Origin of the sequence: Enemella dayhoffiae (genome assembly GCF_002250625.1) — a bacterium.
In the GTDB taxonomy this organism is placed as follows: Bacteria; Actinomycetota; Actinomycetes; order Propionibacteriales; family Propionibacteriaceae; genus Enemella; species Enemella dayhoffiae.
Genome location: NZ_NMVQ01000043.1, coordinates 167,413 through 191,845 on the forward strand (window position 1 = coordinate 167,413; position 24,433 = coordinate 191,845).

At 70.5% G+C, this 24,433-nt stretch carries 28 protein-coding genes; 15 read left to right on the forward strand and 13 right to left on the reverse strand.

Annotation, left to right across the window (positions count from 1 at the left end):
- Positions 1-3 precede the first annotated feature (3 nt).
- Positions 4-927, forward strand: a complete 924-nt coding sequence (locus CGZ93_RS14775) for an ABC transporter substrate-binding protein (protein WP_094364908.1) — start codon at positions 4-6, stop codon at positions 925-927.
- A 3-nt stretch (positions 928-930) separates the two neighbouring features.
- On the opposite strand, the gene CGZ93_RS14780 is transcribed toward CGZ93_RS14775, so the two are convergent.
- The gene (locus CGZ93_RS14780) at positions 931-2,061 is read right to left on the reverse strand and encodes a glucosaminidase domain-containing protein (RefSeq protein ID WP_094364909.1); all 1,131 of its coding nucleotides are present in this window, start codon (positions 2,059-2,061) and stop codon (positions 931-933) included.
- 240 nt (positions 2,062-2,301) lie between these two features.
- Between CGZ93_RS14780 and CGZ93_RS14785 the strand changes: the two genes are divergently transcribed.
- A complete protein-coding gene (locus CGZ93_RS14785) occupies positions 2,302-3,195 on the forward strand; it encodes a phenylalanine 4-monooxygenase (protein ID WP_094364910.1) in 894 nt (297 codons plus the stop codon).
- 3 nt (positions 3,196-3,198) lie between these two features.
- Here the strand turns inward: CGZ93_RS14785 and CGZ93_RS14790 are convergent, their stop codons facing one another.
- Positions 3,199-3,891, reverse strand: coding sequence for a histidine phosphatase family protein (locus tag CGZ93_RS14790; protein ID WP_094364911.1), 693 nt, complete (start codon positions 3,889-3,891; stop codon positions 3,199-3,201).
- Between the two features lie 155 nt (positions 3,892-4,046).
- On the opposite strand from CGZ93_RS14790, the gene CGZ93_RS14795 reads away from it, so the two are divergent.
- The 4 genes from CGZ93_RS14795 to CGZ93_RS14810 are packed head-to-tail and all read left to right on the forward strand — an operon-like array spanning position 4,047 to position 8,233.
- Complete coding sequence (locus CGZ93_RS14795; protein ID WP_094364912.1) at positions 4,047-5,027, forward strand: glucosyl-3-phosphoglycerate synthase; 981 nt, start codon at positions 4,047-4,049, stop codon at positions 5,025-5,027.
- Between the two features lie 7 nt (positions 5,028-5,034).
- Positions 5,035-6,153 (forward strand): glycosyltransferase, encoded by a 1,119-nt coding sequence (locus CGZ93_RS14800; protein WP_094364913.1) that lies wholly within the window; start codon positions 5,035-5,037, stop codon positions 6,151-6,153.
- Complete coding sequence (locus CGZ93_RS14805; protein WP_094364914.1) at positions 6,150-7,142, forward strand: Gfo/Idh/MocA family protein; 993 nt, start codon at positions 6,150-6,152, stop codon at positions 7,140-7,142. The genes CGZ93_RS14800 and CGZ93_RS14805 overlap by 4 nt, the downstream gene beginning before the upstream one ends.
- A complete protein-coding gene (locus CGZ93_RS14810; protein ID WP_094364915.1) occupies positions 7,139-8,233 on the forward strand; it encodes a zinc-dependent alcohol dehydrogenase in 1,095 nt (364 codons plus the stop codon). Before CGZ93_RS14805 ends, CGZ93_RS14810 begins: the two co-directional genes overlap by 4 nt.
- A 9-nt stretch (positions 8,234-8,242) precedes the next feature.
- Here CGZ93_RS14810 and deoC read toward each other — a convergent pair whose 3' ends face one another.
- The gene (deoC, locus tag CGZ93_RS14815; RefSeq protein ID WP_094364916.1) at positions 8,243-8,920 is read right to left on the reverse strand and encodes a deoxyribose-phosphate aldolase; all 678 of its coding nucleotides are present in this window, start codon (positions 8,918-8,920) and stop codon (positions 8,243-8,245) included.
- Positions 8,920-10,635, reverse strand: coding sequence for a glucosaminidase domain-containing protein (locus tag CGZ93_RS14820; protein ID WP_094364917.1), 1,716 nt, complete (start codon positions 10,633-10,635; stop codon positions 8,920-8,922). The genes deoC and CGZ93_RS14820 overlap by 1 nt, the downstream gene beginning before the upstream one ends.
- 509 nt (positions 10,636-11,144) lie before the next feature.
- Here CGZ93_RS14820 and CGZ93_RS14825 point away from each other — a divergent pair.
- A complete protein-coding gene (locus tag CGZ93_RS14825) occupies positions 11,145-12,203 on the forward strand; it encodes a hypothetical protein (protein ID WP_094364918.1) in 1,059 nt (352 codons plus the stop codon).
- Positions 12,204-12,212: 9 nt separating this feature from the next.
- Here CGZ93_RS14825 and CGZ93_RS14830 read toward each other — a convergent pair whose 3' ends face one another.
- The 3 genes from CGZ93_RS14830 to CGZ93_RS14840 form a co-directional block, all read right to left on the reverse strand.
- A complete protein-coding gene (locus tag CGZ93_RS14830; protein ID WP_094364919.1) occupies positions 12,213-13,697 on the reverse strand; it encodes a sensor histidine kinase in 1,485 nt (494 codons plus the stop codon).
- 10 nt (positions 13,698-13,707) lie between these two features.
- A complete protein-coding gene (locus CGZ93_RS14835; RefSeq protein WP_094364920.1) occupies positions 13,708-14,436 on the reverse strand; it encodes a response regulator transcription factor in 729 nt (242 codons plus the stop codon).
- 64 nt (positions 14,437-14,500) lie between these two features.
- Positions 14,501-15,049, reverse strand: coding sequence for a DoxX family protein (locus CGZ93_RS14840; protein ID WP_094364921.1), 549 nt, complete (start codon positions 15,047-15,049; stop codon positions 14,501-14,503).
- 95 nt (positions 15,050-15,144) lie between these two features.
- Between CGZ93_RS14840 and CGZ93_RS14845 the strand changes: the two genes are divergently transcribed.
- The gene (locus CGZ93_RS14845) at positions 15,145-15,561 is read left to right on the forward strand and encodes a hypothetical protein (protein WP_094364922.1); all 417 of its coding nucleotides are present in this window, start codon (positions 15,145-15,147) and stop codon (positions 15,559-15,561) included.
- Positions 15,562-15,726: 165 nt separating this feature from the next.
- On the opposite strand, the gene CGZ93_RS14850 is transcribed toward CGZ93_RS14845, so the two are convergent.
- Positions 15,727-16,068, reverse strand: a complete 342-nt coding sequence (locus CGZ93_RS14850) for a hypothetical protein (RefSeq protein ID WP_141211239.1) — start codon at positions 16,066-16,068, stop codon at positions 15,727-15,729.
- 90 nt (positions 16,069-16,158) lie between these two features.
- Here CGZ93_RS14850 and CGZ93_RS14855 point away from each other — a divergent pair, with 90 nt between their 5' ends.
- Positions 16,159-16,629, forward strand: a complete 471-nt coding sequence (locus CGZ93_RS14855) for a YbaK/EbsC family protein (protein ID WP_094364924.1) — start codon at positions 16,159-16,161, stop codon at positions 16,627-16,629.
- A 3-nt stretch (positions 16,630-16,632) separates the two neighbouring features.
- Positions 16,633-17,649, forward strand: coding sequence for a C45 family autoproteolytic acyltransferase/hydolase (locus tag CGZ93_RS14860; protein WP_094364925.1), 1,017 nt, complete (start codon positions 16,633-16,635; stop codon positions 17,647-17,649).
- Positions 17,650-17,657: 8 nt separating this feature from the next.
- Here CGZ93_RS14860 and CGZ93_RS14865 read toward each other — a convergent pair whose 3' ends face one another.
- The gene (locus tag CGZ93_RS14865; protein ID WP_094364926.1) at positions 17,658-18,878 is read right to left on the reverse strand and encodes an MFS transporter; all 1,221 of its coding nucleotides are present in this window, start codon (positions 18,876-18,878) and stop codon (positions 17,658-17,660) included.
- A 76-nt stretch (positions 18,879-18,954) separates the two neighbouring features.
- On the opposite strand from CGZ93_RS14865, the gene CGZ93_RS19890 reads away from it, so the two are divergent.
- Genes CGZ93_RS19890 through CGZ93_RS14885 form a run of 4 tightly spaced genes read left to right on the forward strand, consistent with a single transcriptional unit; the run spans position 18,955 to position 21,081 of the window.
- Positions 18,955-19,530: a methylated-DNA--[protein]-cysteine S-methyltransferase gene (locus CGZ93_RS19890; RefSeq protein ID WP_094364927.1), complete on the forward strand. Its 576-nt coding sequence runs from the start codon at positions 18,955-18,957 to the stop codon at positions 19,528-19,530.
- Between the two features lie 3 nt (positions 19,531-19,533).
- Positions 19,534-19,995, forward strand: a complete 462-nt coding sequence (locus tag CGZ93_RS14875) for an RNA polymerase sigma factor (RefSeq protein ID WP_094364928.1) — start codon at positions 19,534-19,536, stop codon at positions 19,993-19,995.
- Positions 19,992-20,564, forward strand: a complete 573-nt coding sequence (locus CGZ93_RS14880) for a methylated-DNA--[protein]-cysteine S-methyltransferase (RefSeq protein WP_094364929.1) — start codon at positions 19,992-19,994, stop codon at positions 20,562-20,564. The genes CGZ93_RS14875 and CGZ93_RS14880 overlap by 4 nt, the downstream gene beginning before the upstream one ends.
- A 4-nt stretch (positions 20,565-20,568) precedes the next feature.
- Positions 20,569-21,081 (forward strand): glycine cleavage system protein R, encoded by a 513-nt coding sequence (locus tag CGZ93_RS14885; RefSeq protein WP_094364930.1) that lies wholly within the window; start codon positions 20,569-20,571, stop codon positions 21,079-21,081.
- Here the strand turns inward: CGZ93_RS14885 and CGZ93_RS14890 are convergent.
- On the reverse strand, positions 21,074-21,844 hold the full coding sequence (locus CGZ93_RS14890) for an alpha/beta fold hydrolase (RefSeq protein ID WP_094364931.1): 771 nt from the start codon (positions 21,842-21,844) through the stop codon (positions 21,074-21,076). The two genes, CGZ93_RS14885 and CGZ93_RS14890, sit on opposite strands and share 8 nt — an antisense overlap.
- A gap of 62 nt (positions 21,845-21,906) precedes the next feature.
- Between CGZ93_RS14890 and CGZ93_RS14895 the strand changes: the two genes are divergently transcribed.
- Positions 21,907-23,019, forward strand: a complete 1,113-nt coding sequence (locus CGZ93_RS14895) for a PLP-dependent cysteine synthase family protein (RefSeq protein ID WP_094364932.1) — start codon at positions 21,907-21,909, stop codon at positions 23,017-23,019.
- Between the two features lie 7 nt (positions 23,020-23,026).
- Here the strand turns inward: CGZ93_RS14895 and CGZ93_RS14900 are convergent, their stop codons facing one another.
- Genes CGZ93_RS14900 through CGZ93_RS14910 form a run of 3 tightly spaced genes read right to left on the reverse strand, consistent with a single transcriptional unit; the run spans position 23,027 to position 24,312 of the window.
- Positions 23,027-23,581 (reverse strand): antibiotic biosynthesis monooxygenase, encoded by a 555-nt coding sequence (locus CGZ93_RS14900; RefSeq protein WP_094364933.1) that lies wholly within the window; start codon positions 23,579-23,581, stop codon positions 23,027-23,029.
- Positions 23,581-24,000 carry a RidA family protein gene (locus CGZ93_RS14905; protein ID WP_229117482.1) on the reverse strand — a complete coding sequence of 140 codons (420 nt, stop codon included), beginning with the start codon at positions 23,998-24,000 and terminating at the stop codon, positions 23,581-23,583. Before CGZ93_RS14905 ends, CGZ93_RS14900 begins: the two co-directional genes overlap by 1 nt.
- A 9-nt stretch (positions 24,001-24,009) precedes the next feature.
- A complete protein-coding gene (locus tag CGZ93_RS14910; protein ID WP_094364934.1) occupies positions 24,010-24,312 on the reverse strand; it encodes a hypothetical protein in 303 nt (100 codons plus the stop codon).
- Between the last annotated feature and the right edge of the window lie 121 nt (positions 24,313-24,433).

Genomic DNA, 24,433 nt, shown 5'->3' on the forward strand with positions numbered 1-24,433 from the left:
CCGATGAGACGTCGCAACTTCCTGGCCCTGGCGGCCATCGCCCCGCTTGTCGGCTGTGGCGTGGGCAAGGACCCGATGGCCCAGTCCAGCTCCACCCCGGGTGCCTCCGGGGCCCCCGCCCAGGGCGGCATCGCCGTCGGCTCGGCCAACTTCACCGAATCGATGGTGCTCGCCGAGTTGTACGCCCAGGCGATGTCCGCCAAGGGGATCCAGGCCAGCACCAAACACGGCATCGGCAGCCGCGAGGTCTACCTCAAGGCGTTGCAGGACGGGTCGATCCAGCTGGTGCCCGAATACGGCGGCAACCTGCTGCAATACCTGGCCAAGGACAACCCGGCCACCAAGGCCCCCGAGATCGAGCAGGCGCTGGCCACCGTCGTCGCCCAGAAGAACCTGGCCGTACTCAAGGCCTCCCAGGCCGCCGACCAGGACGTCTACTGCGTGACCAGCAGCTATGCCCAGGCGAACGGCCTGGCCAGCCTGGCCGACCTGAAGAAGATCTCCGCCAAGGCCGCCCTCGGTGGCCCCGCCGAGCTCAAGCAGCGCCCCTACGGCCCGCCCGGGCTCGAGGCGATCTATGGCGCCAAGTTTGCCGAGTTCCGCACCTACGACGCGATGGCGGTGAAGGTGAAGGACCTGCTGGACAACAAGGTGCAGGTCGCCACCTTCTTCACCACCGACGCCGCGATCAGTGACAACAAGCTGGTCATGCTGACCGATCCGCAGCAGATGATCCTGCCGCAGCAGGTGATCCCGCTGGTCCGCGCCGACGTGAAGAACAACGCCGCTGCGGTGCAGGCGGTCGAGGCGGTTCAGGCGGCGCTCACCACGGCCGAACTGACCGCGCTGAACAAGCAGGTCGACACCAACCACCTCGACCCCAAGAAGGTCGCCGGCGACTGGCTGAAGGCCAAGCAGCTGGCCTGAGCCTCAGGCGCCGGTGCTGGCCAGTCCGCCGCTGGATTCGGGGTACGCCGGCGTCGACCTGCTGTCGGCCGGGGCCTTGCTGTCGGCGGGCGCCTCCGCGCTGGAACCGCCCGCGGCGCCGGCCGGTCCCGCGTCGGTCGGGGTCGCCACCTCGGGATCCTGCGGCTGCGGCTGGGTCTCCTCAGCCGGTGCCTCACCGGAACCCCGCGGCGTCGCCACCGTGGTCGGCGTCGCCTCCGGGGTGGCCGTTTCGGGGGTGGCAGGCGTCTCGGGGGTGGCAGGCGTCTCGGGGGTGGCAGGCGTCTCGGGGACTGGCGAGGCGGTCACCTTCGGACTCGCAGTCGTCCTGGGGCTCGCGCTGGCGGTCGCCCTGGGGGTCCCGGTGGCCCTGGGGGTCGCCGTGACCTTGGGGCTGGCGGTCTGCTTCGGGCTGGCGGTCTGCTTCGGGCTGGCGCTGCCGGTCGCCTTCGGGGTGGCGGTGGCCTTCGGAGTCTCCTTGGGGCTGGACGTCGCCTTCGGCGTACCAGTCACCTTCGGGGTCGCGGTCGCCTTCGGCGTACCCGTCGCCTTGTCGAAGCGGTAGAGGTTGTGCTTGTCCATCAGCGCGACCACCCGATCGGTGTACGCCGGGTCGGTGGCGTACCCCGCCTTGTGCACCTCGCGGATGAACGCCTTCGGGTTGTTCGGGTGCTGGAACGCCTTGGCGTACCGCGGGTTGCTCTTCAGGAACAGCCCGTGGTCGAGGAAGCTGTCGTCCGCCTTGGCGTAGGTGCGGAAGCCGGCCACCACCGTGGTGCTCTTGCCGCCGTAGACCTCCCAGGTCTCCTTGTCGATGCACCCGTTGCTGTAGGGACTCGGTTTGCCGCACTTGATCCCGAAATAGGCGTTGCCCTTGGTGGACAGCGACGACTTGCCCCAGCCGGTCTCCTGGATCGACTGTGCGATCGCCACCGACGCCGGCACCCCATATTTCCTCATGCTGGCCTGGGCCAGCGGGGCGACCGACTTCAGGTAGGCCTCCGGGCTGGAGATGTCCACCTTGGTCGCGGTCGCGAACGGAGCCAGCAGGAACGCCCCGAGCAGGGCCAGGCAGACGGCCGCGGCGGCGGTCAGGCGGCGGATCGGGTGGGACATCGCGAGCTCCTCGTGGTGCGGATGGCTTCACGCTAGGGCGGGCTGGGCCCGTCGGTCGCGCCGCGGACGCTGGAAGTTTCCACCTGATCCGCGGCCGGAGCTCGACTGGACAGATTGCCCAACGGTTTCGGCTTTCGGTGTGCAGGTGATGGTCGAACTGACCAGAGGTCACTGCAACGGTTGGGAAATGGCCGCCCCGGTGGTGAACTTGTGAACCACGTCACTGTCGATGGGGGGCGCATGTTCGAAGAGGGTCAGCTGTACTCACCGGTGACCGCGGATGCGGACGGCGGGGTCCAGGTACACCTCGGCGAGAACCATCCCGGCTTCCGGGACGAGGCGTATCGGGCGCGCCGTAACGAGATCGCGGCCGCGGCGGTGGCCTGGGAGCCCGGGCAGCCGGTGCCGCGGATCGACTACGCCGAGGCCGAGGACGAGGTTTGGCGGATCGTCAGCCACGAGCTGGCGCCCAAGCACGAACAATATGCCCATTCCGAATATCTGGCCGCCAAGCAGGCGCTCGGGCTGCCCGCCGAGCGGGTGCCCCAGTTGGACGAGGTCAGCTCCCTGATCAACCCGCTCACCGGTTGGTCCTACATCGCCGCCCCCGGACTGGTGGAGTTGCGCCGGTTCTATGCCGCGCTCGGCTGGCGGGTGTTCCACTCGACGCAATATGTGCGCCACCCCTCCCAGCCGCTCTACACCCCCGAACCGGACATCATCCACGAGGTGATGGGGCACGCCAACCAGCTCGCCAGCCCCCGCTTCGCCCGCCTGACCGAGGCCGCCGGCGTCGCCTCGACCCGGCTCGAGACTGACGCCGGGATGCAGTTCCTGGCCGACGTGTTCTGGTTCTCCCTCGAGTTCGGGGTGATCCACGAGCAGGGTGAGCTGAAGGCGTACGGCGCCGGGATCCTGTCCAGCTTCGGCGAGATGGACGCGTTCCGGTCGATGGAGATCCGGCCGCTGGACCTGGTGCAGATGGGCACCCTGAACTACGACATCACCGCCTATCAGCCGGTGCTGTTCGCCGCAGATTCGCTGGATCAGCTGGAGGACGTCGTGGGTGACTTCTTCGACAACTGCTCCGACGACTCGATCGCCGAGTTGCGTTCGAAGGTACCGGCGGCCTGAGGCCTAGCGTGCCGGCGGCGTCGCGTCCGCGTTCCCGCGCAGGTCCCGCATGCCCGCCGTCGCCGCGGCGCCCGCCCCGGACTGGTTGTACGCCACCAGCTGCCAGCCGCGCGCCGGGTGCTCGTGCAGCTCGGCCCAGGCGCAGTTGTCCATCCCGGCGAACATCTCCCGAAGTTTCGGTGACACCCCGAAGAATCCGAGCAGACCGCTGGTCAGCGCCGCGCCGTGTCCGACCAGCACCGCGCACTGGCCGGGGGCCAGGTCGGCGGCCGCCTCCCGCATCACCTCGGCCATCCGCGAGATCACCTGTTCGGGGTGCTCGGCCCCGGGCACCTGATATTCGGGATCCCCGAAGAAGCGGGCGTGCACGTCGGGGTGCGCCACCCGGAACTCGTCATAGGTGAGACCCTGCCGGATGCCGACGTCATATTCCCGAAGCCGCCGGTCCTGGCGTACTGGAATCCCTGTCAGCACAGACAATTCCTGGGCCGTGAGCCGGGCCCGCTGCAGGTCGGAGGACCAGATCCGGTCCGGCCTTAGGGCGGCCAGCTGGGGGGCCGAGTCGCGCACCTGCTGCTCCCCGACCGCGTCCATCGCGACGTCCAGCTGGCCCTGGGCGCGGTTCTCCACGTTCCACGCGGTCTGGCCGTGCCGCCACAGGATGAGTCGCCGTCCGGTCTTCGGCTGCGGGGTCATCGTCCTCCCTTGATGAAAAATCGCGAACTGGACTTTCCGGCTTGCCGGTCTCTGCCACACTCACAGCACAGCCAACCAGGAAGCACTACCGGGACAGATTTAGCACGCGAACAGCTCGAGCAGACGGGCGACCGACCAGTTGAGGGGTAACGGCCATGCGACGTGATGTGAAGAGTTGGTTCGAGAGGCGGTCCTATCGCGGGAGCTCCTTCACCGCCGAGCAGCTGGTCCGCGCCAAACGGGGCCGGACGGTCAGCGTGGTCCTCCCGGCCCGTGACGAGCAAGCGACCGTGGGCACGATCGTGGCCGCCCTGCGCACCGAGCTGATGGAGCGGATCCCGCTGATCGACGAGCTGGTGGTGATCGACTCGAACTCCACCGACTCCACCGCGGAGGTTGCCAGCGCGGCCGGCGCACGGGTCTTCGCCCAGTCCGAGATCCTGCCGGCCTACGGCGAGGTCCCGGGCAAGGGGGAGGCGCTGTGGAAGTCGCTGGCGGTCACCTCTGGTGACGTGATCGCCTTCCTCGACTCCGACCTGCGTGACTTCGACCCGCACTTCGCCACCGGGCTGCTCGGACCGCTGCTGCTGGACGAGGTCCGCTATGTCAAGGGCTGCTATGACCGGCCGCTGATCAACGGCGAGACGATCCTGCCCGCGGGCGGTGGTCGGGTCACCGAACTCGTGGCACGGCCCCTGCTCAACGCCTACTGGCCGGAGCTGGCCGGGTTCGTCCAGCCGCTGGCGGGGGAGTACGCCGGCACCCGCGAGGCCCTCGAGGCGGTGCCCTTCGTGTCGGGTTACGGGGTCGAGATCGGCCTGCTGATCGACCTGGTCGAGCTGTTCGGGCTGGACAGCCTGGCCCAGGTCGACCTGGGCGTACGCGTGCACCGCAACTCCCCGGACGAGGCGCTGGCGCGGATGGCGCTGCAGATCCAGCTGACGGTGCACCGACGCCTCGAACTGCACGGCCGCATCGTGTCCACCGAGGCCCCGGCGAACCGGCTCACCCAGTTCAGCCGGGAGGTCGGCCGGGACGGGTTCCAGACCAGCGAGCACGAGGTCACCACCTCGGAGCGGCCCCCGATGCGCACCGTCCGTGACGAGGTCGCATCCCGGCGCGCCGAGTGCGTGTGACCCGCGGATGCGCGTCCTGATCAACGCCGGTCCCTGGCTGCCCGTACCTCCCGAGGGTTACGGCGGGATCGAGAACGTCATCGCCACCCTCGTGCCCCCGCTGCGCGAGCTCGGCTGCCACGTCACCCTGGCCGGGGTGGGCACCTGCACCCTCGAGGTGGACGAGTTCGTCGCCACCTTGCCCGAGCCGATGCTGGCCAATGTCGCCCGGCCCTACAACCAGGTCTCGGGGATCGCCCACGCCCACATGCACCGGGTCGTCGACGTCGTCCGCGAGGGCGACTTCGACGTCGTGCACGACCACCTTGAGGTGGCCGGGGCGGCCACGATGGCGGCGATGGGCGATGCGGCACCGCCCACCCTGCAGACGCTGCACTGGGACATGCGCAAGCACCCCGAGTTCTATTCCACGTTCGACGGACGCGGCCGGGTCGCGTTCGCCGCCGTGTCGCAGTCCCAGCTGGACCGGGCCCCGGAAAACCTGCAGCGGCAGGCGATCGGGGTGGTGCCGCTGTCGACGCCGGTGCCGGAACCGATGCAGGTCGAGCCCGGGGAACACGCCCTGGTCCTGGCCCGGATCACCCGTGACAAGGGCCAGGACATCGCGATCCGCGCCTGCGCGCGTGCCGGGGTGCCGCTGGTGCTGGCCGGGCCCGTCGCCGGGGTCGGTGACCCCGAGGTGCTTGCGCGTCGGATGGCCGATCCGCGCGACCCGGTCCACGACCACCCCGACACCGGCTATTTCGCCCAGGAGGTGGCCCCGCTGCTCGACGGCGAGCGCGCCCGCTGGATCGGCGGCGTGTCCGGGCTGCCCAAGGAGGAGCTGCTGCGCAGCGCCCGCTGCCTGCTGACCCCGAACCGCTGGGCCGAGCCCGGTGCCACCGGGGTGGTCGAGGCGCTGATGCGGGGCATCCCCGTGGTCGGTACGCCGCTGGGGGTGCTCCCCTCGTTGGTCGAGGACGGGGTCACCGGTTTCCTGGTCGAGGACGAGGAGGGCATCGCCCGCGCGATCGGACGGCTCGACGAGATCGATCCCGCCGCCTGCCGCCACGCCGCCCGCGACTGGACCCCGGCCGTGATGGCCCAGAGCTACCTCGAGTTGTACCAGCGACTAGGAGATCGATGAGTCCGAAGACCCGGATCGCCCTGATCGGAGCCGGCGGAGTCGGCGTACGCCACGCCAAGGTGCTCTCGGCGATCGAGGGGGTCGAGGTGACCGCGGTGGCCGACGTCTCTCTCGAGAACGCCACCCGTCTCGCCGACGAGCTCGGGGCGAAAGCGTTCGGTACGCCCCAGGAGGCGCTGGATGCGGGGCGGGCCGATGCCGGCTACGTCTGCGTACCCCCGTTTGCGCACGGCGCCGCCGAGCAGGCGGTGCTCGATCGCGGGCTGCCGCTGTTCGTGGAGAAACCGGTCGGACTCGACCTGGCCACCACCGAACGGATCGCCGCCCGCGTCGCCGAGACCGGGGTGGTCACCGGATCGGGGTATCACTGGCGCTGCCTGAGCACCACCGGGCAGGCCCGGGAGCTGCTCGCCGAGGCGCCCGCGGTGCTCGCCAACGGGTTCTGGCTGGGCAAGCGGCCACCGGTGCCGTGGTGGGCGTGGCGTGACCGCTCCGGTGGTCAGGTGGTCGAGCAACTCGCCCACGTGCTCGATCTGGCCCGCTTCCTGCTCGGCGAGCCGGTGCGCGTCGTCGCCGCCGGGCGCCGCACCGACGAGCGCCCGGATGGTGAGCTGGACGGTGACATCGACGACGCCACCACCGCTCTGGTCACCTTCGCCTCCGGAACGGTGGCCACGATGACCGCCTCCTGCGCACTGCCCGCGCTCTATGGCGCGGCGCTGCACACGATCAGCCACGGTGTCCACCTCGCGCTGTCGGAGGCCGAGCTGGTCGTCACCCGCGGTGAGCAGGTGCAGCGCCACCGGCGCGAGGCGGATCCGCGGGAGCTGATCGACGCCGACTTCATCGCCGCAGTCCGCGGGGAACGCGAACAGGCGGTCGCCCCCTATGCCGACGCGCTGGCCAGCCACCGGTTCGCGCTGGCGATCACCGAGTCGGCCGCCACCGGCCGACCGGTCGAGCTGACCCCGTCGGGGGGCACCCGGTGAAGCGCCGCAACCTGATCGTCTGCGCGCCCGGCCGGATCGAGATCGTCACCGAGGAGTTGCCCGAGCTGCCCGACGGTGGACTGCTGCTGGAGACCATCGCCACCGGCTTCTCGGCCGGCACCGAGCTGACCTACGTGAAGGGGGTCAACCCGGCGCTGCACCGCGTGCTGGACACCGAGCTCGGGTTGTTCGTGGAGAACCCCGGTGGTGCCACCGATGTCGCCTACCCGGTCACCCGGATGGGTTACATGGAGGTGGCGCGGGTGGCGAAGAGCCGCACCGCCGCCTTCGCCGAGGGGGCCGTGGTGGCGATCCCCTACGGGCACGCCACCCACCACGTCGCCGACCCGGTGCGCGAGCACATCGTGCCGGTGCCCGACGACCTCGACCCGCTGCTGGGGGTCTACGTCGCCCACATGGGCCCGATCTGTGCGAACGGGCTGCTGCACGCGGCCGCCGAGGTCAGCGGGGCGGCCACCGACTCCCTGGGTGCCGGCGTCCGCGGCCGACTCGTGGTCATCACCGGGGCCGGGTTGATCGGGCTGCTGGTCGCGCTGATGGCGCAGCACCACGGCGCCCGTGAGGTGGTCGTCGTCGACGCCGATCCGCAGCGTCGAGCGTACGCCGAACAGCTCGGTTTCACCGCCCTCGACCTCGACGACGATCCGGGGCTGGTGCTGAAGACCCGGTGGCGGCACGGTGCCGGGGATCACGGCGCCGACGTGGTGTTCCAGTGCCGGGGACAGGCCGCGGCGATGCATCAGGCGCTGCGCTGCCTACGCCCGCAGGGCACGCTGGTCGACCTGGCGTTCTATACCGCCGGCGCCCAGGAATTGCGCCTGGGTGAGGAATTCCACCACAACGGGCTGCGCATCGTGACCGCCCAGATCGGTCGCGTGCCGCGCGGGCTGGCGCACGTGTGGGACCGGCAACGGCTCTCCGCCGAAACCATCGAGGTGCTGCGCGTCTGCGGCGATCGGATCACGGAGCACCTGGGCACCGACGTGATCCCGCTGGACGAGGCGCCGGAGCTGATGCGTCAGCTGGCCGCCCGCGAGCGGCACGTGCTGTCGGCCATTTTCACCTGCTGAGGCAGGGATTCAGCCCTTGCACCCCTCGAGCACGGTCGCGGTGCCGGAGAGTCCGAGCCGGGAGGCGCCGGCCTCGATCATCGCCACCGCCGCCTTGTAGTCGCGGATCCCGCCGGAGGCCTTGACCCCGAGCCGATCTCCCACGGTCTCGCGCATCAGGCGTACCGCCTCGACGCTGGCACCACCGCTGGGATGGAAGCCGGTGGAGGTCTTCACGAAGTCGGCCATCGCCGCCTCGGCGGCGCGACAGGCCGCCACGATCTCGTCGTCGCTCAGCGCGGCGGACTCGATGATCACCTTCAGGATCGCCGACGGAATCGCCTCGCGAACCGCCCGGATGTCGGCGGTCACCGAGTCGGTGTTGCCCGACTTCAGCGCGCCGACGTCGATCACCATGTCCACCTCGTCGGCGCCGTGCTCGACCGCCAGCGCCGCCTCGGCGGCCTTGACCTGCGACTCGTGCTTGCCTGAGGGAAAGCCGCAGACGGTGGCCAGCTTCACCGCACCGAGCTCGAGCGGGCCGCCCAGCACCGCCGGGTTCAGCATGTTCGGCGAGATGCAGATCGAGTACGCCGCCAGGTCCCGCGCCTCGGCGGCGAGCGCGAGCACGTCGGCCGGGGTGGCCTCCGGCTTGAGCAGGGTGTGGTCCACGTACGCCGCCAGTTCGGCCCGGGTCATGCGAGACATCAGTTGGTGATCACTCTCGTTGAGAAGTCGTTCCAGTAGAACTCGATCCTGCCACGCTCGAATCCGGTGGCGCGACCGCCGGGGATGTCATATTCCTCGACGCTCGGACGCCCGAGCGCGGAGGTCTCGGCGCCGAGGTCGCGGTAGCGTCCGCCGATCACGCCATAGACGGAGTGGGCCCGGTTGTCGAACCAGTACACCTGACCGCCGGCGAAGGCCTGGACGCGGGTGTTCGGCACCCGGGCGTCGGTCTCGGCGGCGACGGGCAGACCGAGGCCGCCCTGGGCCGCGGTCGGCTGGCGGCGGTAGAAGTCGTTGATCCCCCACCAGCTGTGCTGGGCGCCGGTGGCGGGCGACCAGTAGATTCCGCCGCCGGTGAAGTCGACCGCCCGGCCGCGGTTGAAGGCAAACTCCGAACTGGTCGGGAAGCCGAGGTTGCCGCTGGGGCCGCCGAGGGAGTGGTAGCGGTCGGCGATCGCCCCGTAGACCATCACCGCGCGCCCGTCGCGCCAATAGACCTTGCCGCCGGTGAAGTCCTGGGCCAGGCCGCCGCGGACGGCGTACTCACCGGAGGTGGGGAGTCCGATGATCCGCCGATCGGTGGCGCTCAGATTCCAGTACCAGGCAGAGATTCCGGGCAGCAGGGCGTGCGCGTCGGTCTGCGGGGACCACAGGATGGTGCCGCCGGCGAAGCGGTTCATCCGGCTGCCCGCGACCGGTCCGTCTATCTCGCTGGTGGTCGGGATGCCGAGCAGGCCACGGTCGGTGTCGAACGCGCTCCAGCGAGCGAAGATCCGGCCGTAGACGTCGTTCCAGTTGCCGTTGCTGCGGGTGATCCGGCCGGTCGCGAAGTTCTGCTGCAGGGCGCCGTTGGCGGTGTAGGGGTCGGAGGTGACCGGCCCCATCAGTTCGCGCAGCGACTGGCTGTAGCGGTAGTGCGACCAGACATCACTCATGATCGGGTGCGCGTCGTACTGCGCGGTCCACGGCAGCATTCCCTTGTTGAACACGGTCATCCGCGATCCGGCGACGGGGCCCTCGACCTCACCGGCAATCGCGAACCCGAGGGGGCTGGAGGTGCCGCCGATGGCGCGGTACTTCTCGCCGATGGCGCCGTCGACGGTGATCCGCTGGGTGGAGATCGGTGCGGTGTCGTACTGGTAGAGGTTGTAGCTGCGCATCAGGTTGATGATGTAGTCGGCGTAGCCGGGGTCGGTGGCGTACCCGGCCCTGCCGACCTCGCGGATGAAGTTGTCCGGGTCGCGGGTGAAGTTGAACGCCGCGGCATACCGGGAGGAGTTCTTGAGGAAATAGCCGTGGTCGCGGAAGGAGTCCTCGGCCGAACGGTAGGTGCGGAAGGCGCTGACGATCGGCACCGGGTTGGCGGGGTCGTAGTACTCGAGCGAGGACTTGTCCATGCAGCCCAGCTGATAGGGGCTGGCGTAGTCGGTCTTGCACTTGATGCCGAAGTACGCGTGGGCGTACACCGCCAGGGTCGAGCCGCCCCACCCGGACTCGAGGATCGACTGGGCGATGCTGACCGAGGCGGGGACCTGGTATTCGGTCTGGGCCTGCTGTGCCATCGGCGCCACCGCCTTGATGAAGCGACCGGTGTCGGCCGCCCGCGCCGCCGGGGCGTGGGTGACGGAGACTGCGACGACGGTGAGGACTGCGGCGAGCAGGGCGCCGCCACGTCGGGGAAGCTGCTTCAGCATGCCCCCGATTGTCGGTGTTCCCCACGCTTTTGACCAGTTGATCAGTCAAGCACCCCCTGAGACTTCCGCCACCCGCAGAACTCCGGTCTCTTCGCGACGGCCCGACGAGCCTCCGCGGGTATGCGCGGTGCGACGTCAAATGATCAAGGAATTTTGCGGTTGGCCCGGTCGCAGCGGATCCCGTCAGCGCAGGTCGGGTCGAACGCGGATCTCGGCGCGGAACATGGGGGCGGAGGGGGCCAGCCCGGCGCTCACCTCCGTCACCTCCCAGTGCACGTGCTCGATCACCCAGACCTGACCCCGCAGGCGGATCGTCTCACCGACTCGGGGCAGACCCCTTGGTGCGGATCGACAGCAGCGGCTGGCGCGCGCCGGGGGTGTGGAAGACCAGGTGGACGTCCTCGTAGCTGACCAACTTCTCCATGGCGGCAGCGTAGGGGGCGCCGGTGGCACCCTCTTCGATCCAGGAACCGCCCGTCAGTACGCCCCCCACGAACTAGGCTGTCGCCGTGTCGAACTTCGATTTCGGTGGGTCGGGTCCGGGTCCCGGCACCCCGCCGCCCCCGGTGGCCCACCAGTACGCCCAGCCGGCACCTCCGCCGCCGCCCCAGTTCCAGCCGAACCCGGCCGCCGGAGCGGGGCAACCCGAGCGGTCCCAGGGCGGTGGCAGCGGCGGCATCCTGCCGGTCGGCCTCGTCTCGCTGCTGGTGCTGTTGCTGGTGATGGGGTTCATCGCGGTGCGCGGCAACCGGATCGCGCCGTTCTCCAGCCAGATCGATTCGGGCTGGCGCAACGTCGGCGGCACCGGCGGCGAACTGACCGACCATCTGCGCGGCGAGGGGTACACCTGCTCGGACCAGGGCCTGCGGCTGGATTTCCAGTACTACCGCGTCTGCGCGAAGTACACCAAGGACGAGAGCACCGCGATCGAGTTCCTGGGCGCCCCGGACGGTGACATCCAGTTCGGGATCGCGACCTTCGGCAACGTGACGGCCGCCCGTGCGGCCACCGAGCGGTTGATCGACGCCACCTTCCGCGACACCCAGGCGCGGCAGGCCTCGCGCGGGGCCCTCGGCGCCAACGCCCCCGCCCGGGGGGCGTGGGGTTCCGCGGAGCAGCGAACGAGCACGGCCTTCACCGTGCAGAAGCCGTGGGGAGCGCTCGCCGATCTCGACCGGCGTGCCCTCGAAACCACCCCGGCCGACGTCGGCGCCCAGGCGGTCGGCGCCGGTTATGTCTGCCGGCCCGGGGAGAGCGGGAACAGCGTCAACTGCACCCTCAACGCCGCCGGCGGCAGCTGGCAGCTGGTGGCGACCGAGGTGGCTCCGAAACGCGTGCTGGTTGGCCTGAACGGGCGGGTCACCGACGACAAGCAGTTCGACCCGGCCAAGGAGCTCGAGCGGCTGTTGCCGTCAACCCCCGGTCGGGGGGCGGTGCTGGGCTATGTCTCCACGGCCGACCAGAAGGCCGGCGCGTCCGGTTTCGCCGGGGGCATCCGGGTCGACTATCGGGTCACGCTGACCGGGGACAAGAAGGCGCGCAGCGCCGCCAGCATCACGGTCGGCTGAGGATACGCCTCAGGCCAGCGGCAGCCGCAGGGTGAACGTGGTGCTGCCCGGACGGGAGTCGACGCTCGCCGTGCCGCGGTGCGCGGACATCACCGCCTCCACGATGGCCAGGCCCAGCCCGGTGGAATCCTTCGACGTGCCGGAGCGCGTCCGCGCCACATCGGCGCGGGTGAACCGTTCGAACACGTGGTCCTTGATCTCGGGCGGGATGCCGGGCCCGTCGTCGGTGACGGTGATCACCGCCTGATCGCCCTCGCTGCGGGTGCTGGCGGTGACCACCGTGCCCTCGGGAGTGTGCTTGCGCGCGTTGGCGAGCAGGTTGGCGACCACCTGGTGCAGCCGGTGCCGGTCGGCCAGGGCGAGCACCGGCGGATCGGGCAGGTCGACCCCCCAGTCGTAGGCCGCGTTCGCGGCCTGGGCGTCGCTGATCGCGTTGAGCAGCAGGTCGTTCAAGTTGACCGGCTCGAGCTGCAGGTTGGGGTTGGAGTCCATCCGTGCCAGCAGCAGCATGTCCTCCACCAGCCGCGACATCCGCTCGGCCTCCGACTCCACCCGGCTCATCGCGAAGGCCGCGTCGCTGGGCAGTTCCTCGCGGTTGCGGCGGGTGAGTTCGGCGTACCCGCGGATCGCGGCGAGCGGGTTGCGCAGCTCGTGGGAGGCGTCGGCGACGAACTGGCGTACCTTCGTCTCGGACGCCTGCCGGGCGGCCAGGGCACCCTCCACGTTGCCGAGCATGTGGTTCAACGCCCAGCCGACCTGGCCGACCTCGGTATGCGGGTTGGCGTCCTCCGCAGGCACCCGGACCGGCAGCGCCACCTCGCCGCGGGAGAGCTCCAACTGGGAGACCCGTTGGGCGGTGCCGGCGAGCCGGTTCAGCGGGGCCAGGCTGCGGTTCACCACGGTACGCACGACCAGGATGGACAGTCCGATCGCCAGCAGGGCCAGCACGAGCTCGAGCACGATCATCTCGGTGATGGTGTGGTCGAGTTCGGCGGTCGGCAGCGCCACCACATAGATGTTGCCGCCGCGCTTCATCGCCATCGCCCGATAGCGGCCATAGTCGCTGAGCCGCACGCTGACGTGGCGACCGTTGGGTGGCAGCCGGAGCAGCTCGGCCGCGGCGTTGGCCGAGAGGCTACCGACGAGGTCTCCACCGGAGGTACCGCGCTCGACGCGGATGCCGCCCAGCACCACGTTGCCGTCGGTCTGCACCACGATGGTGCCAATCGGCTGGGCGGGGGACAGGTCGACCGGGGGCGGCGTCGACTGGCCACTGTTGCCGCCGCGGGGGAAGCGGTCCTGGCGGGAGAACGCGGCGTCCAGCTGCCGGTCGAGGCTGCGGACGAGGGTTTCGCGGGTGGAGATGGTGGTCAACGCCGACAGCAGCACGGCGACCACCGCGACCAGGGCGGCCATCCGCAGCACCAGGCGCCGGCCCAGGGTGCCGGGGCCGAGCGGGGAGATCGGCGCGAGAGCGGTGGTTGAGTCGGCCATCGCCAGTGAGTCAGTTCGCCGGGCGCAGCACATAGCCGGCGCCGCGCATGGTGTGAATCATCGGCGCGCGGTCGTGGTCGATCTTCTTGCGCAGATAGGAGATGTAGAGCTCGACGACGTTGGCCTGGCCGCCGAAGTCGTAGTTCCAGACGCGATCGAGGATCTGGGCCTTGGAGAGCACGCGGCGTGGGTTGCGCATCAGATAGCGGAGCAGCTCGAACTCGGTGGCGGTGAGCTGGATGTCGTCCCCGCCCCGGGTCACCTCGTGGGAGTCCTCGTCGAGGGTGAGGTCGCCGACGATCAGCATCGAGTCGGACCGCACCAGCGAGGCGCCGGAGCGGCGCAGCAGCCCGCGCAACCGGGCGATCACCTCCTCCAGGGAGAACGGTTTGGTGACGTAGTCGTCACCGCCGGCGGTCAGGCCGCCGACGCGGTCGGAGACGGCGTCCTTGGCGGTGAGGAAGATGACGGGGATCTCGGGCTGCTCGGTGCGGACCCGTCGCATCACCTCGAGCCCGTCGAAGTCGGGGAGCATCATGTCGAGCACGATCGCGTCCGGGCGTACCTCGCGGGCCACCTTGACCGCCTCACTGCCCGAGGCCGCCGTGGAGACCTCCCAGCCCTCGTAGCGCATCGCCATCGACAGCAGCTCGGTCAGGGACTGCTCGTCGTCGACGGTCAGCACCCGGATCGGGGAGCCGTCGGGGCGGGTCAGTGTGGGTTCTGCGGTGCGTGCCATGGGACAACTGTGACACCGCTGTGTGGGCCGAGGCTATGCGCTCACTGTGGGAATCCTGTGAGCCTCAGGCGGGGTCGTTGTCGTCGACGCGGGTACGGGATTTCGCGGTGGCGCTGGTGGAACCGGAGGTGGCGGGGGTGTTGGAGGTCTTGGGCGTACGCCGGACCGGCTCGTCGCTGTCGTCGTCGTCATCGTCGCGGGAGCGCTTGAACAGCTGGTCGATGGCGGCGCGTCCGGCGCCGAACACGGTCAGCAGCAGGGCCAGGCCGGCCTGGACGACGTTGTATTCATAGCCGCCGTTCTCGATCCACGGGCCCCGGAAATAGCGGGTCCAGAGGATCACCATCACCTGCTGCACGACGAGTGCGATGCCGATGATCGGGGTGAGCAGCCCGAAGATGAGGAAGAGGCCGCCGATGATCTCCAGCAGGGTGCCGCCCCAGGCCATCACCTCGGGCTGCGGGGTCTGGAACTGCTTGAGATAGTCGATCTGCGCCTGCATGCCGCCTTCGCTGGTCCAGCGGCGCCAGCCGCGGAAGACCAGGATCGCCCCGAAGGTAACCCGGGCCAGCAGCAGGGCCATATCCCGCAGCACGTTGATCAGGGCCGACATCAGTTCTCCTCGCCTCGGTTCGCGCCAACCTTAACGGGGATTTCGCAGCATTGTGCGCACGTTCCCGGCCCAGCCGTCGTCGTGAGGTTGATCGCGTGGCAGTGCGGCGGCAGACGGATCAGCGGATCCGCAGGGGGATTCGCCTCGCCCATGAGTCGATCGAGTTCTTCGGTGAGGACGCCGGGAGTCACGACTTCGAGCGGATCGCGCGGGGACACCGCTGGCTCGACGAGGACGCTGCGGCGAGGGAGTGGTTCGCCAAGGCGGCAGCCAATGTGGAGTGGTTCTCCCGCAACGTCGCCGGCCCGCAGCTGCTCTCCGGCGACCTCGCGGGCGCCGTCGACGCTGCCGAACGGATCGCCGCGGAGCATCCGATGGCACAGGCCGTGCGGGCGCTGGCCTGGGCGCGCTCCGAGGGCACGGTCGCGGACGCCGAAACGGCCCTTGGCCTGTGGTTGACGTCCGCCCACCAGGCCGGTGCTGGTCCCGGGAGGTCAGCGGGCAGCTGGTGATGTCGGTGTGGGACTGGATCGAGGAGTGTTACGCCAGCATCGGTGAGCTCGGGGGTGAGCGGCCCGCCACCCATCGCCGGATGCTGGAGATGCTCGGAGTGCGCTCGCCGGAGCCCGCTCCGCGAAGGGCTTCGACTCGCGAGCTCGCTCAGCCAACGTTGAACGTCAGGCCGCGGCAGCGTCCTCGAAGCGGGTACGCAGCGCCTCGACCGCGATCAGCAACTGCGCGGTCACGTCGCTGTCGGCGCGGACCCGGACCACGAGCCGGCTGCGTCCGGGGCCGACCGGGAGCACGTCGAGGCTGCCGGGATGGTGCTGCGTCGAGCCCCAGCTGAGCGTGCAGTCGGGCTCCTCGACGCGCAGCCAGGCGCCCTCCACCGGCTCGCCGAGGCTGGCACTGCGCGGCATGTGCGCGGTCAGCGACTCGACGTCGGTGAGCTCGGCGAAGAGCCGCGCGGGCTCCAGGGCGATCTCGGTGCTGTGCTCATAGATGTTCGTCATTCTCATCGGACCTGTGTCTCTGGAAGGCTGGGGCTGGTCACGCTAGCACTGCGAGCCCGTGGTCGCGTCAAATCCGCGCACCCTGAAAGGAATCCAATGTCGGTGCACCCGAACTGCCAGCTGATCGACCAGATCGTTTCCGACAAGGGGTTTCCCGGCCGCGTGCGGATGCTGCCCGAGGCCGCCACGACCGCGAAGTCCGCGGCCGCCCAGCTGGGAGTCGAGGTGGGGGCGATCGCCAACTCGCTCATCTTCCGCACCGCCGACGACGCCCCGGTCCTGGTGATGACCAGCGGTGCCCATCGGGTGGACACCGACAAGGTGGCGGTGCTGATCGGCACCGAGATCGGCCGTGCGGACGCCGAATTCGTACGCCGACACACCGGCCAGCCGATCGGTGGGGTCGCCCCGGTCGGTCACCCGCAACCGATCCAGACGCTGATCGACACCGACCTGCGGCAATTTCCGGAGCTGTGGGCCGCCGGCGGCATCCCGCACGCGATCTTCCCGCTCACCTTCGACCAGCTCGTTGCCCTCACCGGTGGCCGGGTCGCCGAGGTCGCCTGAGTCGTGTTCGAGCACAGAGACCTGGCCGGCACCGACTGGTACCACGCCTCCGGACCCCGCGACCAGGCCTTCGCCGAGCTCGGGAAAGCCTGTGCGGACAGGATTCACCGGGTGCTGGCCAGCGCCGCGGTGATGGACCCGATCCGCGATCGGGTCGAGCGGTCACCGCACTTCGAGTGCGTGTTGGCCGCGTCGCGGCGTACGCCCGCCCACGCGGAACTGGTCGCCCTCGCCCGCGGAGCGGACGCCCCGATCGAAGACCTCGAGATTCTCAACCTGCGCGGGGATCTCGGCACCGACGGGCTGGGCTGCACCGATGTCGCGATCGCCACGCCGACCGGCCCGGTGGTCGGCCACAACGAGGACGGCCCGGCCGACTTCGACTGCGTCGCCCTCACCCTGACCCTGGAGGCCCGCACACCGATCTGGGTCTATTGGACGCCCGGCATGCTCCCGGCCAACTCCTTCGTGCTGACAGGAAACGGGCTCGCCCACGGCTGCGACGCGATCACCGTCACCCGCCCGGCCGACGCCCCCGGCCGGCACTTCGTCGCCCGCGGGCTGGCCGACTGCACAGGCTTGACGGAGGCGACCGATTATCTGCGCAGCAACCCGAGTGCCGGGGGCTTCCACCATGCGCTGACCGACTGGCGCGCTGGGGCGTACGCCGGAGTCGAGGCGGTCGCCGGCCAGACGGCGGAACTCCCGCTGCGCAACGGAATCTGCTGGCACACCAACCATCTGCCCGCCCTCGACGGACTCGACACACCCGGCCAGAACAGCCTCACCCGCGCGGCGACGGTGGCGCAATGGCGACCACCCGACACCGACCCGGTCGAGTGGTGCCTCACCCGGCTCGCCCACACCCCGATGCCGGAAGGAGTCAACCGGGGCAGCGAAACGCTCGGCACCATCGTGCTCGACTGCCGCCCCAACCCGGCGGAGCTCACCCTCGCCGTGGCCGGGCGGGAGATCGTGCGGCGACCGGTCACCGAGCTGTTGGCACCGGTCAGCGGCTGATCGACGGTTCAGCCGGGTAGCCGCGGGATCCGCCGCAGCAGCAACCCCAGCAGCAGGGCGACCACCCACAGACCGCCGACCATCAGCGACACCCCGGTCCAGTGCCAACCCGTCCACGCCACCCCGGACAGGCTGCCGAACACCGACGAGCCCAGGTAGTAGGCGAACAGGTACAGCGAGGCCGCCTGCCCTGTCCCGCCCCCGCCGAGCGCGGCGCGCGCCGCGACCCAGCCGCTGGCCACCCCGTGCGCGGCGAAGAAGCCCGCGGTGAACACCGTCAGCCCGACCAGCACCGCAATCAGATTGCCAGGCAGGGTCAGCGCCAGCCCGGCCAGCCCGAGCAGGATCGCCAGCGGCACCACCACCCGCTGCCCGTGCCGATCGGCGAGCGTCCCGGCGTACGAACTGGAGAACGAGCCGACCGCATAGGTGAGAAACACCAACGACGCCAGGGTCAGCGGGAGTGAGAACGGCGGCCCGGCCAGCCGGAACCCCATCGCGTTGTACACCGCCACGAACCCGCCCATCAGACAGCCCGAAATGCCATAGAGCGCCAGCAGGGCCGGGTCGGTGAGCACCCGTCGCGCCGTGCCGAGCACCTCGCCGGCGCGCGCCGGAACCGGCCGGAAGTTCTGTGAGCGTGGCAGAAGCAGCCAGGTGACCACCGCACAGGCCAAGCCCACCGCACCGATCGCGGCGAACGCTCCCCGCCAGCCGGTCAGATCACCCATCGCCCCGCCGATCAGCCGGCCGCTCATCCCGCCCAGCGCCGTGCCTCCGATGTAGAGCCCGGTCGCCCGAGCCGCCGCGGTCGGGTGCACCTCCTCGCGCAGATACGCCGTGGCCACGGCCGGCAGCCCCGCCAGCGCGAACCCCTGCAGCCCGCGCAGCACCAGCAGCACCTCCCAGCTGGGCGCGAACGCGCAACCGATCCCGACCAGGCTGGAGGCGAACAGCGACGCGTGCATCAACGGCGTACGCCCCACCAGCTCGGTCCCCGGCCCGGCCAGCAGCAGCGCCACCCCGAGCCCGAGCGTGGTCACCGACACGCTCAGCGTGGCCGTCGCCGCGCCCACACCGAAGCGTTGGGCGAGCTCCGGTAACAGCGGTTGTGGGGCATACAACAGCGCAAACGTGGCCACCCCGGCGAGGAAGAGCGAGACCGAGATCCACCGGTACGCCGGGTCGCCCGGTCGGTGACCGGGGAAGGGACGCTCGGCGGGTGGCACACCCCAGTCCTATCACCGGGCAGGATGGACCTCACGAAACGACCGCCCACCGCGACTGCACAGCAGAGGAGGAGCGATGAGGCATGCAGTGATCGACGGCACCATCGGCCGGCTGACCGTGGTTGCCGACCCTTCGACAGGCTCAGGGGGCCCTTCGACAGGCTCAGGGGGCCCTCCGACAGGCTCAGGGGGTGAGGTGGTGATCGGCATCTATTTCCCCGGGCACTGGACCAACCCGGATCGCCGCGGCTGGGGGGCCGAGTCCGAACCCGACGGGGTGATCGAGCAGTGCCGCCGCGAGTTGGAGGAGTACGCCCGCGGCGAACGGCGCGAGTTCACCGTGCCGATCGAGCTGCGCGGCAACGCGTTCCAGCAGCGCGTGTGGGCCGAGCTGCTGGCGATCCCGTTCGGCGAGACCACCTTCTATGGGGCGCTGGCGGCACGGGTCGGTGTACGCAACGCCCAGCTGGTCGGGCAGGCGGTCGGGCACAACCCGATCTCGGTGATCGTGCCCTGCCATCGGGTGATCGGTGCCGACGGGTCGCTGACCGGCTATGCCGGCGGGGTCGACCGCAAGCTGTGGCTGCTGGAGCGTGAGGGCGCGCTGCCCGCCTCGCTGTTCGACGAGACCCCCGTGTTCGAGCAGTCCTGAACCGTGCGAACCCCGTTCGACCAGGTGGTCCGCGAGCACGGCCGCACCGTGCTCCGCGTGTGCCGCGCGGCGCTGCCGGCGGCGGACGCCGACGACGCCTGGTCGGAGACCTTCCTCTCCGCGCTGCGTGGCTGGCCCGAGCTGGCCGAGGACGCCAACGTGGAGGCGTGGCTGGTCACCATCGCCCGCCGTCGCTGTCTCGACGTGCTGCGTCGCCGGCACCCTATCCCGGTCGATCAACCGCCGGAATCCGCGTCACCGTTGGGAAACCCGCAGCCGCCCGAACCGGTCTGGGCGCTCGTCGCCGAGCTTCCCCAGCGCCAGTGCGCGGCGATCACGCAGCACTACCTGCTGGGATTCTCGTACGCCGAGGCCGCGGCCCTGCTCGGCGGCACACCGGAGTCCCTGCGCCGGGCAGCCGCCGACGGCATGCGCACCCTGCGTCGACGAAAGGAGGAGCTGTGAGCGAGGAAAGCGCACACCTGCAGGAACTGCGGGCCCGCCTGGCCGCCCGGGCCGAACGCGAGGACCTGCTGGAGGTGGCCTGGCGAAGCCTCGACAGCCCACTCGGCGGGCTCCTGCTGGCCGCCAGCGACCGCGGCGTGGTCCGGGTCGCGTTCGAGTCCGAGGGTGAGGATGCGGTGCTCACCGAGCTCGCCGCGACCGTCTCCGCACGCATCCTGTACGCCCCAGCCCGCCTCGACCCGGCCGCCCGGGCGCTGGACGCCTATTTCACCGGCGACCACACCACACCGAACGTGCCGATCGATCTGCGCCTGGTGCACGGCTACCGCGCCGAAGTGGTGCGCGCACTCTCCGGGATTCCTTATGGCAGCACGGTTTCCTACGCCCATCTCGCCGCGAGCACCGGACGTCCGAAGGCGGTCCGTGCCGTCGGCACCGCCTGTGCGCGCAACCCGTTGCCGCTGCTGCTGCCGTGCCACCGGGTGGTCCGCTCCGACGGAAACCCCGGTTCCTACCGCGGCGGCGCCGCGGCCAAGGCGTACCTGCTGGAGTTCGAGGCCTTAGGCTGAGCCCATGGCGAGCTTGGTGTTGACAGCGGTCGGCGACGATCGACCCGGACTGGTGAGCGCGCTGGCGCAGGCCGTGGCCGAGCACGGCGGCAGCTGGCACACCAGCGAGATGGCTCGCCTCGGCGGCAAGTTTGCCGGGGTGGTGCTGGTCGAGGTGGACGACGACCGCACCGCCGACCTGGCCGAGGCGCTGCGCGGGTTCGGCCACCAGGGCCTGCTGGAGGTCAGCCTCACCCGCACCAACCCCCAGCCCGAACCCGAACGCACGGTGCTGGAGCTGCACCTGCTCGGCAACGACCGACCCGGCATCGTGCACCAGATCTCCTCGGTGCTGGCCGCGCAGGGGGTGAGCATCGAACAGCTGGAGACCGGCACCCGGGAGGCCCCGATGGCCGGCGGCACCCTGTTCGAGGCCCGCGCCCGGTTGGTCGCCCCCGCCGATGTCGACCGCGGTCTGCTGGCGAACGCGCTGGAATCGATCGCCAACGAGCTGATGGTCGACCTCGACCTCAGCTGAGCACCTCCAGCGGGGTGAGGAATCGGCGTACCGCCTCGTTGAACAGCGCCGGCTGGCACAGGTTGGTCGGTTCCAGGCTGTGCGGGATCGTCTCCAGCCGCCCCTGCGGCAGCAGCCGCGACAGTTGACGCCCGAGCGAGACCAGATGCCGCGCCCGCTCACCCGCCAGGACCAGGGCGGGCAGCTGGACCCGGTGCAGGTCGGCGGCGTACCGCACCGACGTGTACGACCGGTGCTGCAGCGCCAGCTCGGGCAGCCGGGCGGTCCGCATCTGCTCGGCCAGCCGGTGGGCCGCCTCCGGCCAGGGCAGGTACTGGTTCAGCACCGAGCCGACCAACAGCTTGCGGGGCAGCCGGTACGCCAGCGGGGTCGTCCGCAGGGCCGCCGCCACCAGCTGATCCGCCGGCGTGTTCGGGGTCAGCTCGGCCCACGTGTCGGTCAGCACCAGCGAGCGCACCTTCATCGGATACTCGATCGCCAGCTGCTGGGCCACCGCCCCGCCATAGCCCACCCCGACCACGTGCGCCCGCGGCACGCCCAGGCCCTCGAGCAGGCGTACCACCTCGGCCGCGTGGCTGCGCACCACCTCACCCACCGGCACGTCGAGCGGCTCGGTGTCCCCGTTGCCGCGCAGGGTGACCGCGATGCAGCGGTGATCGGTCTTGAACTCCGCCAGCTGGTTGCTGAACAGGTCGGCGGTCCCACCGAGCGGCGGGATGAAGACGATCGAGCGGCCGAAGCCGGCCTCCTGGTGGGTCGTCATGGCCCAAGTATCCGACACGCCCCCGGCGGGCTACGGTCGAATCCTTCGACGAAAGAGGAGCCATGACCGACCGGCGGGGCCAGACGATCGATCAGTTGTCCGATGTGGACCGCAGCGACCCGGTCCTGCGGGCCTGGGTCTCCGAGAGCGTACGCCGCCTCGAGGCCGACGCCCGCCGCTCGGCCGACACCCACCTGATCAAGGTCGACCTGCCCTCGGACTGGGGGATCGACCTCTACCTGAAGGATGAGTCCACCCACCCGACCGGCAGCCTGAAGCACCGGCTGGCCCGGTCGCTGTTCACCTACGCCCTGGTCAACGGCTGGTTGGGCCCGGACACCCTGGTGGTGGAGGCGTCGTCGGGCTCGACCGCGGTCTCGGAGGCCCACTTCGCGCGGATGCTGGGGCTGCGGTTCGTGGCCGTCGTGCCCCGCGGCACCAGCGCCGAGAAGATCCACCTGATTGAGGCCGAGGGTGGCCGCTGCCACTTCGTGGAGCGGGCCGACCAGATGTGTGACGAATCGGTGCGCCTGGCCCGCGAGCACGGCGGGCACTTCCTGGACCAGTTCACCTTCGCCGAGCGGGCCACCGACTGGCGCGGCAACAACAACATCGCCGAGTCGATCTTTCGCCAGCTCGGGGCCGAACCCCACCCGGTGCCGGCCTGGATCGTCGTCGGCGCCGGCACCGGCGGGACCAGCGCGACGCTGGGCCGGTTCCTGCGCTACAACCGGATGTCCACCCGATTGTGCGTGGCCGACGTGGACAACTCCGCCTTCTTCCGCGGCTGGGTCGACCGCGACCCCGAGGCCACCTCCGACACCGGCTCGCGGATCGAGGGGATCGGCCGACCCCGGGTCGAACCGAGCTTCATCGGCACCGCGGTGGACCGGATGATCCACGTGCCCGACGAGGCCTCGGTGGCCGGGGCCCGGTTCCTGGCCGACCGGCTCGGGCGGCGGGTGGGCGCCTCCACCGGCACCAACATCGTCGCCGTGGCGCGAATCGTGGCGGACATGCGCAAGCGCGGCGAGCGCGGTTCGGTGGTCACCCTGCTCTGCGACTCCGGCGACCGGTACACCGGCAGCTACTTCGACGACGCCTGGGTGGCGGGCCGGGGCTGGCGCCTGGCGGGGTGGCGTACCCAGCTCGAACACGCCCTCCCGCCCGGTTGATCCGGCTTCACCGCTTCGGGTGCAGGAACCCCTTGAGCAGGTTGGTCAGCACGGGCGCGACCAGCCAGGTCATGCAGGCCACGATCAGGATCGTGTTCACGGCGGTGACGGCCAGGAACGGCAGCCCGAGCCGCTGCAGCACCGGCGCCAGGAAGAAGATGAAGATCGACGCCAGCGGCCAGATTCCCAACCAGGTCACGAAAGCCACCCGCCACTTGGGCGGCTTCGAGCCGGCCGGCGTACGCGGTCCGACGAACCAGTCGTCCAACACCGACAGCCGCCGGTGTTCGGGACCGGTCCCCTCGGCGTGCTCCCGCATCCGCTCGAAGATCCCGGCCCGATCGGCCGAGCCGTCCCATTCGGCCAGGTCGGACTCCGAGGCGAAGTTGACCACCACCTGATAGTGCTCGCCCGCCTCGGCCGGCGGGATCAGCTCGGCGCCCAGAAAACCGTGGTGCTGCTTCATCAGCGCGAACATCTCCCGGACCAGGTCCTCGTATGCCTGCTCGTGGCCCGGCAGGGCGCGACGCCGGGCGATCCGGGTGACCGCGGGCTCGGACATCAGGTCCCTGATCCTGTCGAAGGGCCCAGCCAGGCGGTGGCCTCGATCTCCACCAGGAAGGCCGGTCGGGCCAGGGCGGCGACCCCGACCACGGTGTGGGTCGGCTTCACCGCGCCGGTGAAGTGCCGGGCCCGGGCCGCGGACGCCTTGGCCGCATCGGCCACGTCGACCAGATAGGTGGTGGTCGCCACCACGTTGGCCATCGTCCCGCCGGCGGCCTCGACGACGTGGCGCAGGTTGGTCAGCGCCTGCTCGAGCTGGGCCTCGACGTCACCCTCACCGACGATCGACCCGGCGGAGTCGAAGGCGACCATCCCGGAGATGTGCAGGGTGTCCCCGGCGCGTACGCCGTAGCAGTAGGAGTTGTTGACGGCGGGGCCCTCGGGCAGTTCGGGCGGCATCACGGCTTCGATCGACATGGGCTCACGCTAGCGGCCGACGTCGAGTTGGGGGAGCCCCTGGCTCAGCCCGGCGGACTCGATCCAGGCCCGGGCGTAGGTGATCATGTCGTCGATCCGGATCCCCGCCCCCTTGGGCACCTGCAGGGTGCCGACCTCGGCGTCGTCGGGGGTGAACAGGTACGCCTCCCGCAGCGCCTCGTAGTGCTCGATCCGCCAGCCCGACGGGTGCGCGATGATCGTCCGCCAGCCGCCGGCCTTGCCATAGAGCAGGTGCTGACCGGAGACATGGGTCGCGGTCCAGTCGCCGTGCCGACTCGGTGGGAGCTCCATGGTCTCGGGTCACCTCCTGTGCGGCGTCCACTCTAGGCCCGGCTGAACTGTGGTGCGGCGCCGAGGCCGTCAACGCGCATAACAGAGCCAGGAGGCGAGATGGCCCCGCTGACCGAACTGG

What these genes read in the sequence shown, in the direction of transcription:
- CGZ93_RS14795 (WP_094364912.1), top strand. Translation starts at nt 4,047, where the DNA reads ATGCGACGTGATGTGAAGAGTTGGTTCGAGAGGCGGTCCTATCGCGGG.
- CGZ93_RS14885 (WP_094364930.1), top strand. Translation starts at nt 20,569, where the DNA reads ATGGCGAGCTTGGTGTTGACAGCGGTCGGCGACGATCGACCCGGACTG.
- CGZ93_RS14900 (WP_094364933.1), bottom strand. Translation starts at nt 23,581, where the DNA reads ATGTCCGAGCCCGCGGTCACCCGGATCGCCCGGCGTCGCGCCCTGCCG.
- CGZ93_RS14850 (WP_141211239.1), bottom strand. Translation starts at nt 16,068, where the DNA reads ATGAGAATGACGAACATCTATGAGCACAGCACCGAGATCGCCCTGGAG.
- CGZ93_RS14905 (WP_229117482.1), bottom strand. Translation starts at nt 24,000, where the DNA reads ATGTCGATCGAAGCCGTGATGCCGCCCGAACTGCCCGAGGGCCCCGCC.
- CGZ93_RS14890 (WP_094364931.1), bottom strand. Translation starts at nt 21,844, where the DNA reads ATGACGACCCACCAGGAGGCCGGCTTCGGCCGCTCGATCGTCTTCATC.
- CGZ93_RS14800 (WP_094364913.1), top strand. Translation starts at nt 5,035, where the DNA reads ATGCGCGTCCTGATCAACGCCGGTCCCTGGCTGCCCGTACCTCCCGAG.
- CGZ93_RS14820 (WP_094364917.1), bottom strand. Translation starts at nt 10,635, where the DNA reads ATGCTGAAGCAGCTTCCCCGACGTGGCGGCGCCCTGCTCGCCGCAGTC.
- CGZ93_RS14785 (WP_094364910.1), top strand. Translation starts at nt 2,302, where the DNA reads ATGTTCGAAGAGGGTCAGCTGTACTCACCGGTGACCGCGGATGCGGAC.
- CGZ93_RS14840 (WP_094364921.1), bottom strand. Translation starts at nt 15,049, where the DNA reads ATGTCGGCCCTGATCAACGTGCTGCGGGATATGGCCCTGCTGCTGGCC.
- CGZ93_RS14775 (WP_094364908.1), top strand. Translation starts at nt 4, where the DNA reads ATGAGACGTCGCAACTTCCTGGCCCTGGCGGCCATCGCCCCGCTTGTC.
- CGZ93_RS14780 (WP_094364909.1), bottom strand. Translation starts at nt 2,061, where the DNA reads ATGTCCCACCCGATCCGCCGCCTGACCGCCGCCGCGGCCGTCTGCCTG.
- CGZ93_RS19890 (WP_094364927.1), top strand. Translation starts at nt 18,955, where the DNA reads ATGAGGCATGCAGTGATCGACGGCACCATCGGCCGGCTGACCGTGGTT.
- CGZ93_RS14855 (WP_094364924.1), top strand. Translation starts at nt 16,159, where the DNA reads ATGTCGGTGCACCCGAACTGCCAGCTGATCGACCAGATCGTTTCCGAC.
- CGZ93_RS14895 (WP_094364932.1), top strand. Translation starts at nt 21,907, where the DNA reads ATGACCGACCGGCGGGGCCAGACGATCGATCAGTTGTCCGATGTGGAC.
- CGZ93_RS14790 (WP_094364911.1), bottom strand. Translation starts at nt 3,891, where the DNA reads ATGACCCCGCAGCCGAAGACCGGACGGCGACTCATCCTGTGGCGGCAC.
- CGZ93_RS14835 (WP_094364920.1), bottom strand. Translation starts at nt 14,436, where the DNA reads ATGGCACGCACCGCAGAACCCACACTGACCCGCCCCGACGGCTCCCCG.
- CGZ93_RS14910 (WP_094364934.1), bottom strand. Translation starts at nt 24,312, where the DNA reads ATGGAGCTCCCACCGAGTCGGCACGGCGACTGGACCGCGACCCATGTC.
- deoC (WP_094364916.1), bottom strand. Translation starts at nt 8,920, where the DNA reads ATGTCTCGCATGACCCGGGCCGAACTGGCGGCGTACGTGGACCACACC.
- CGZ93_RS14830 (WP_094364919.1), bottom strand. Translation starts at nt 13,697, where the DNA reads ATGGCCGACTCAACCACCGCTCTCGCGCCGATCTCCCCGCTCGGCCCC.
- CGZ93_RS14805 (WP_094364914.1), top strand. Translation starts at nt 6,150, where the DNA reads ATGAGTCCGAAGACCCGGATCGCCCTGATCGGAGCCGGCGGAGTCGGC.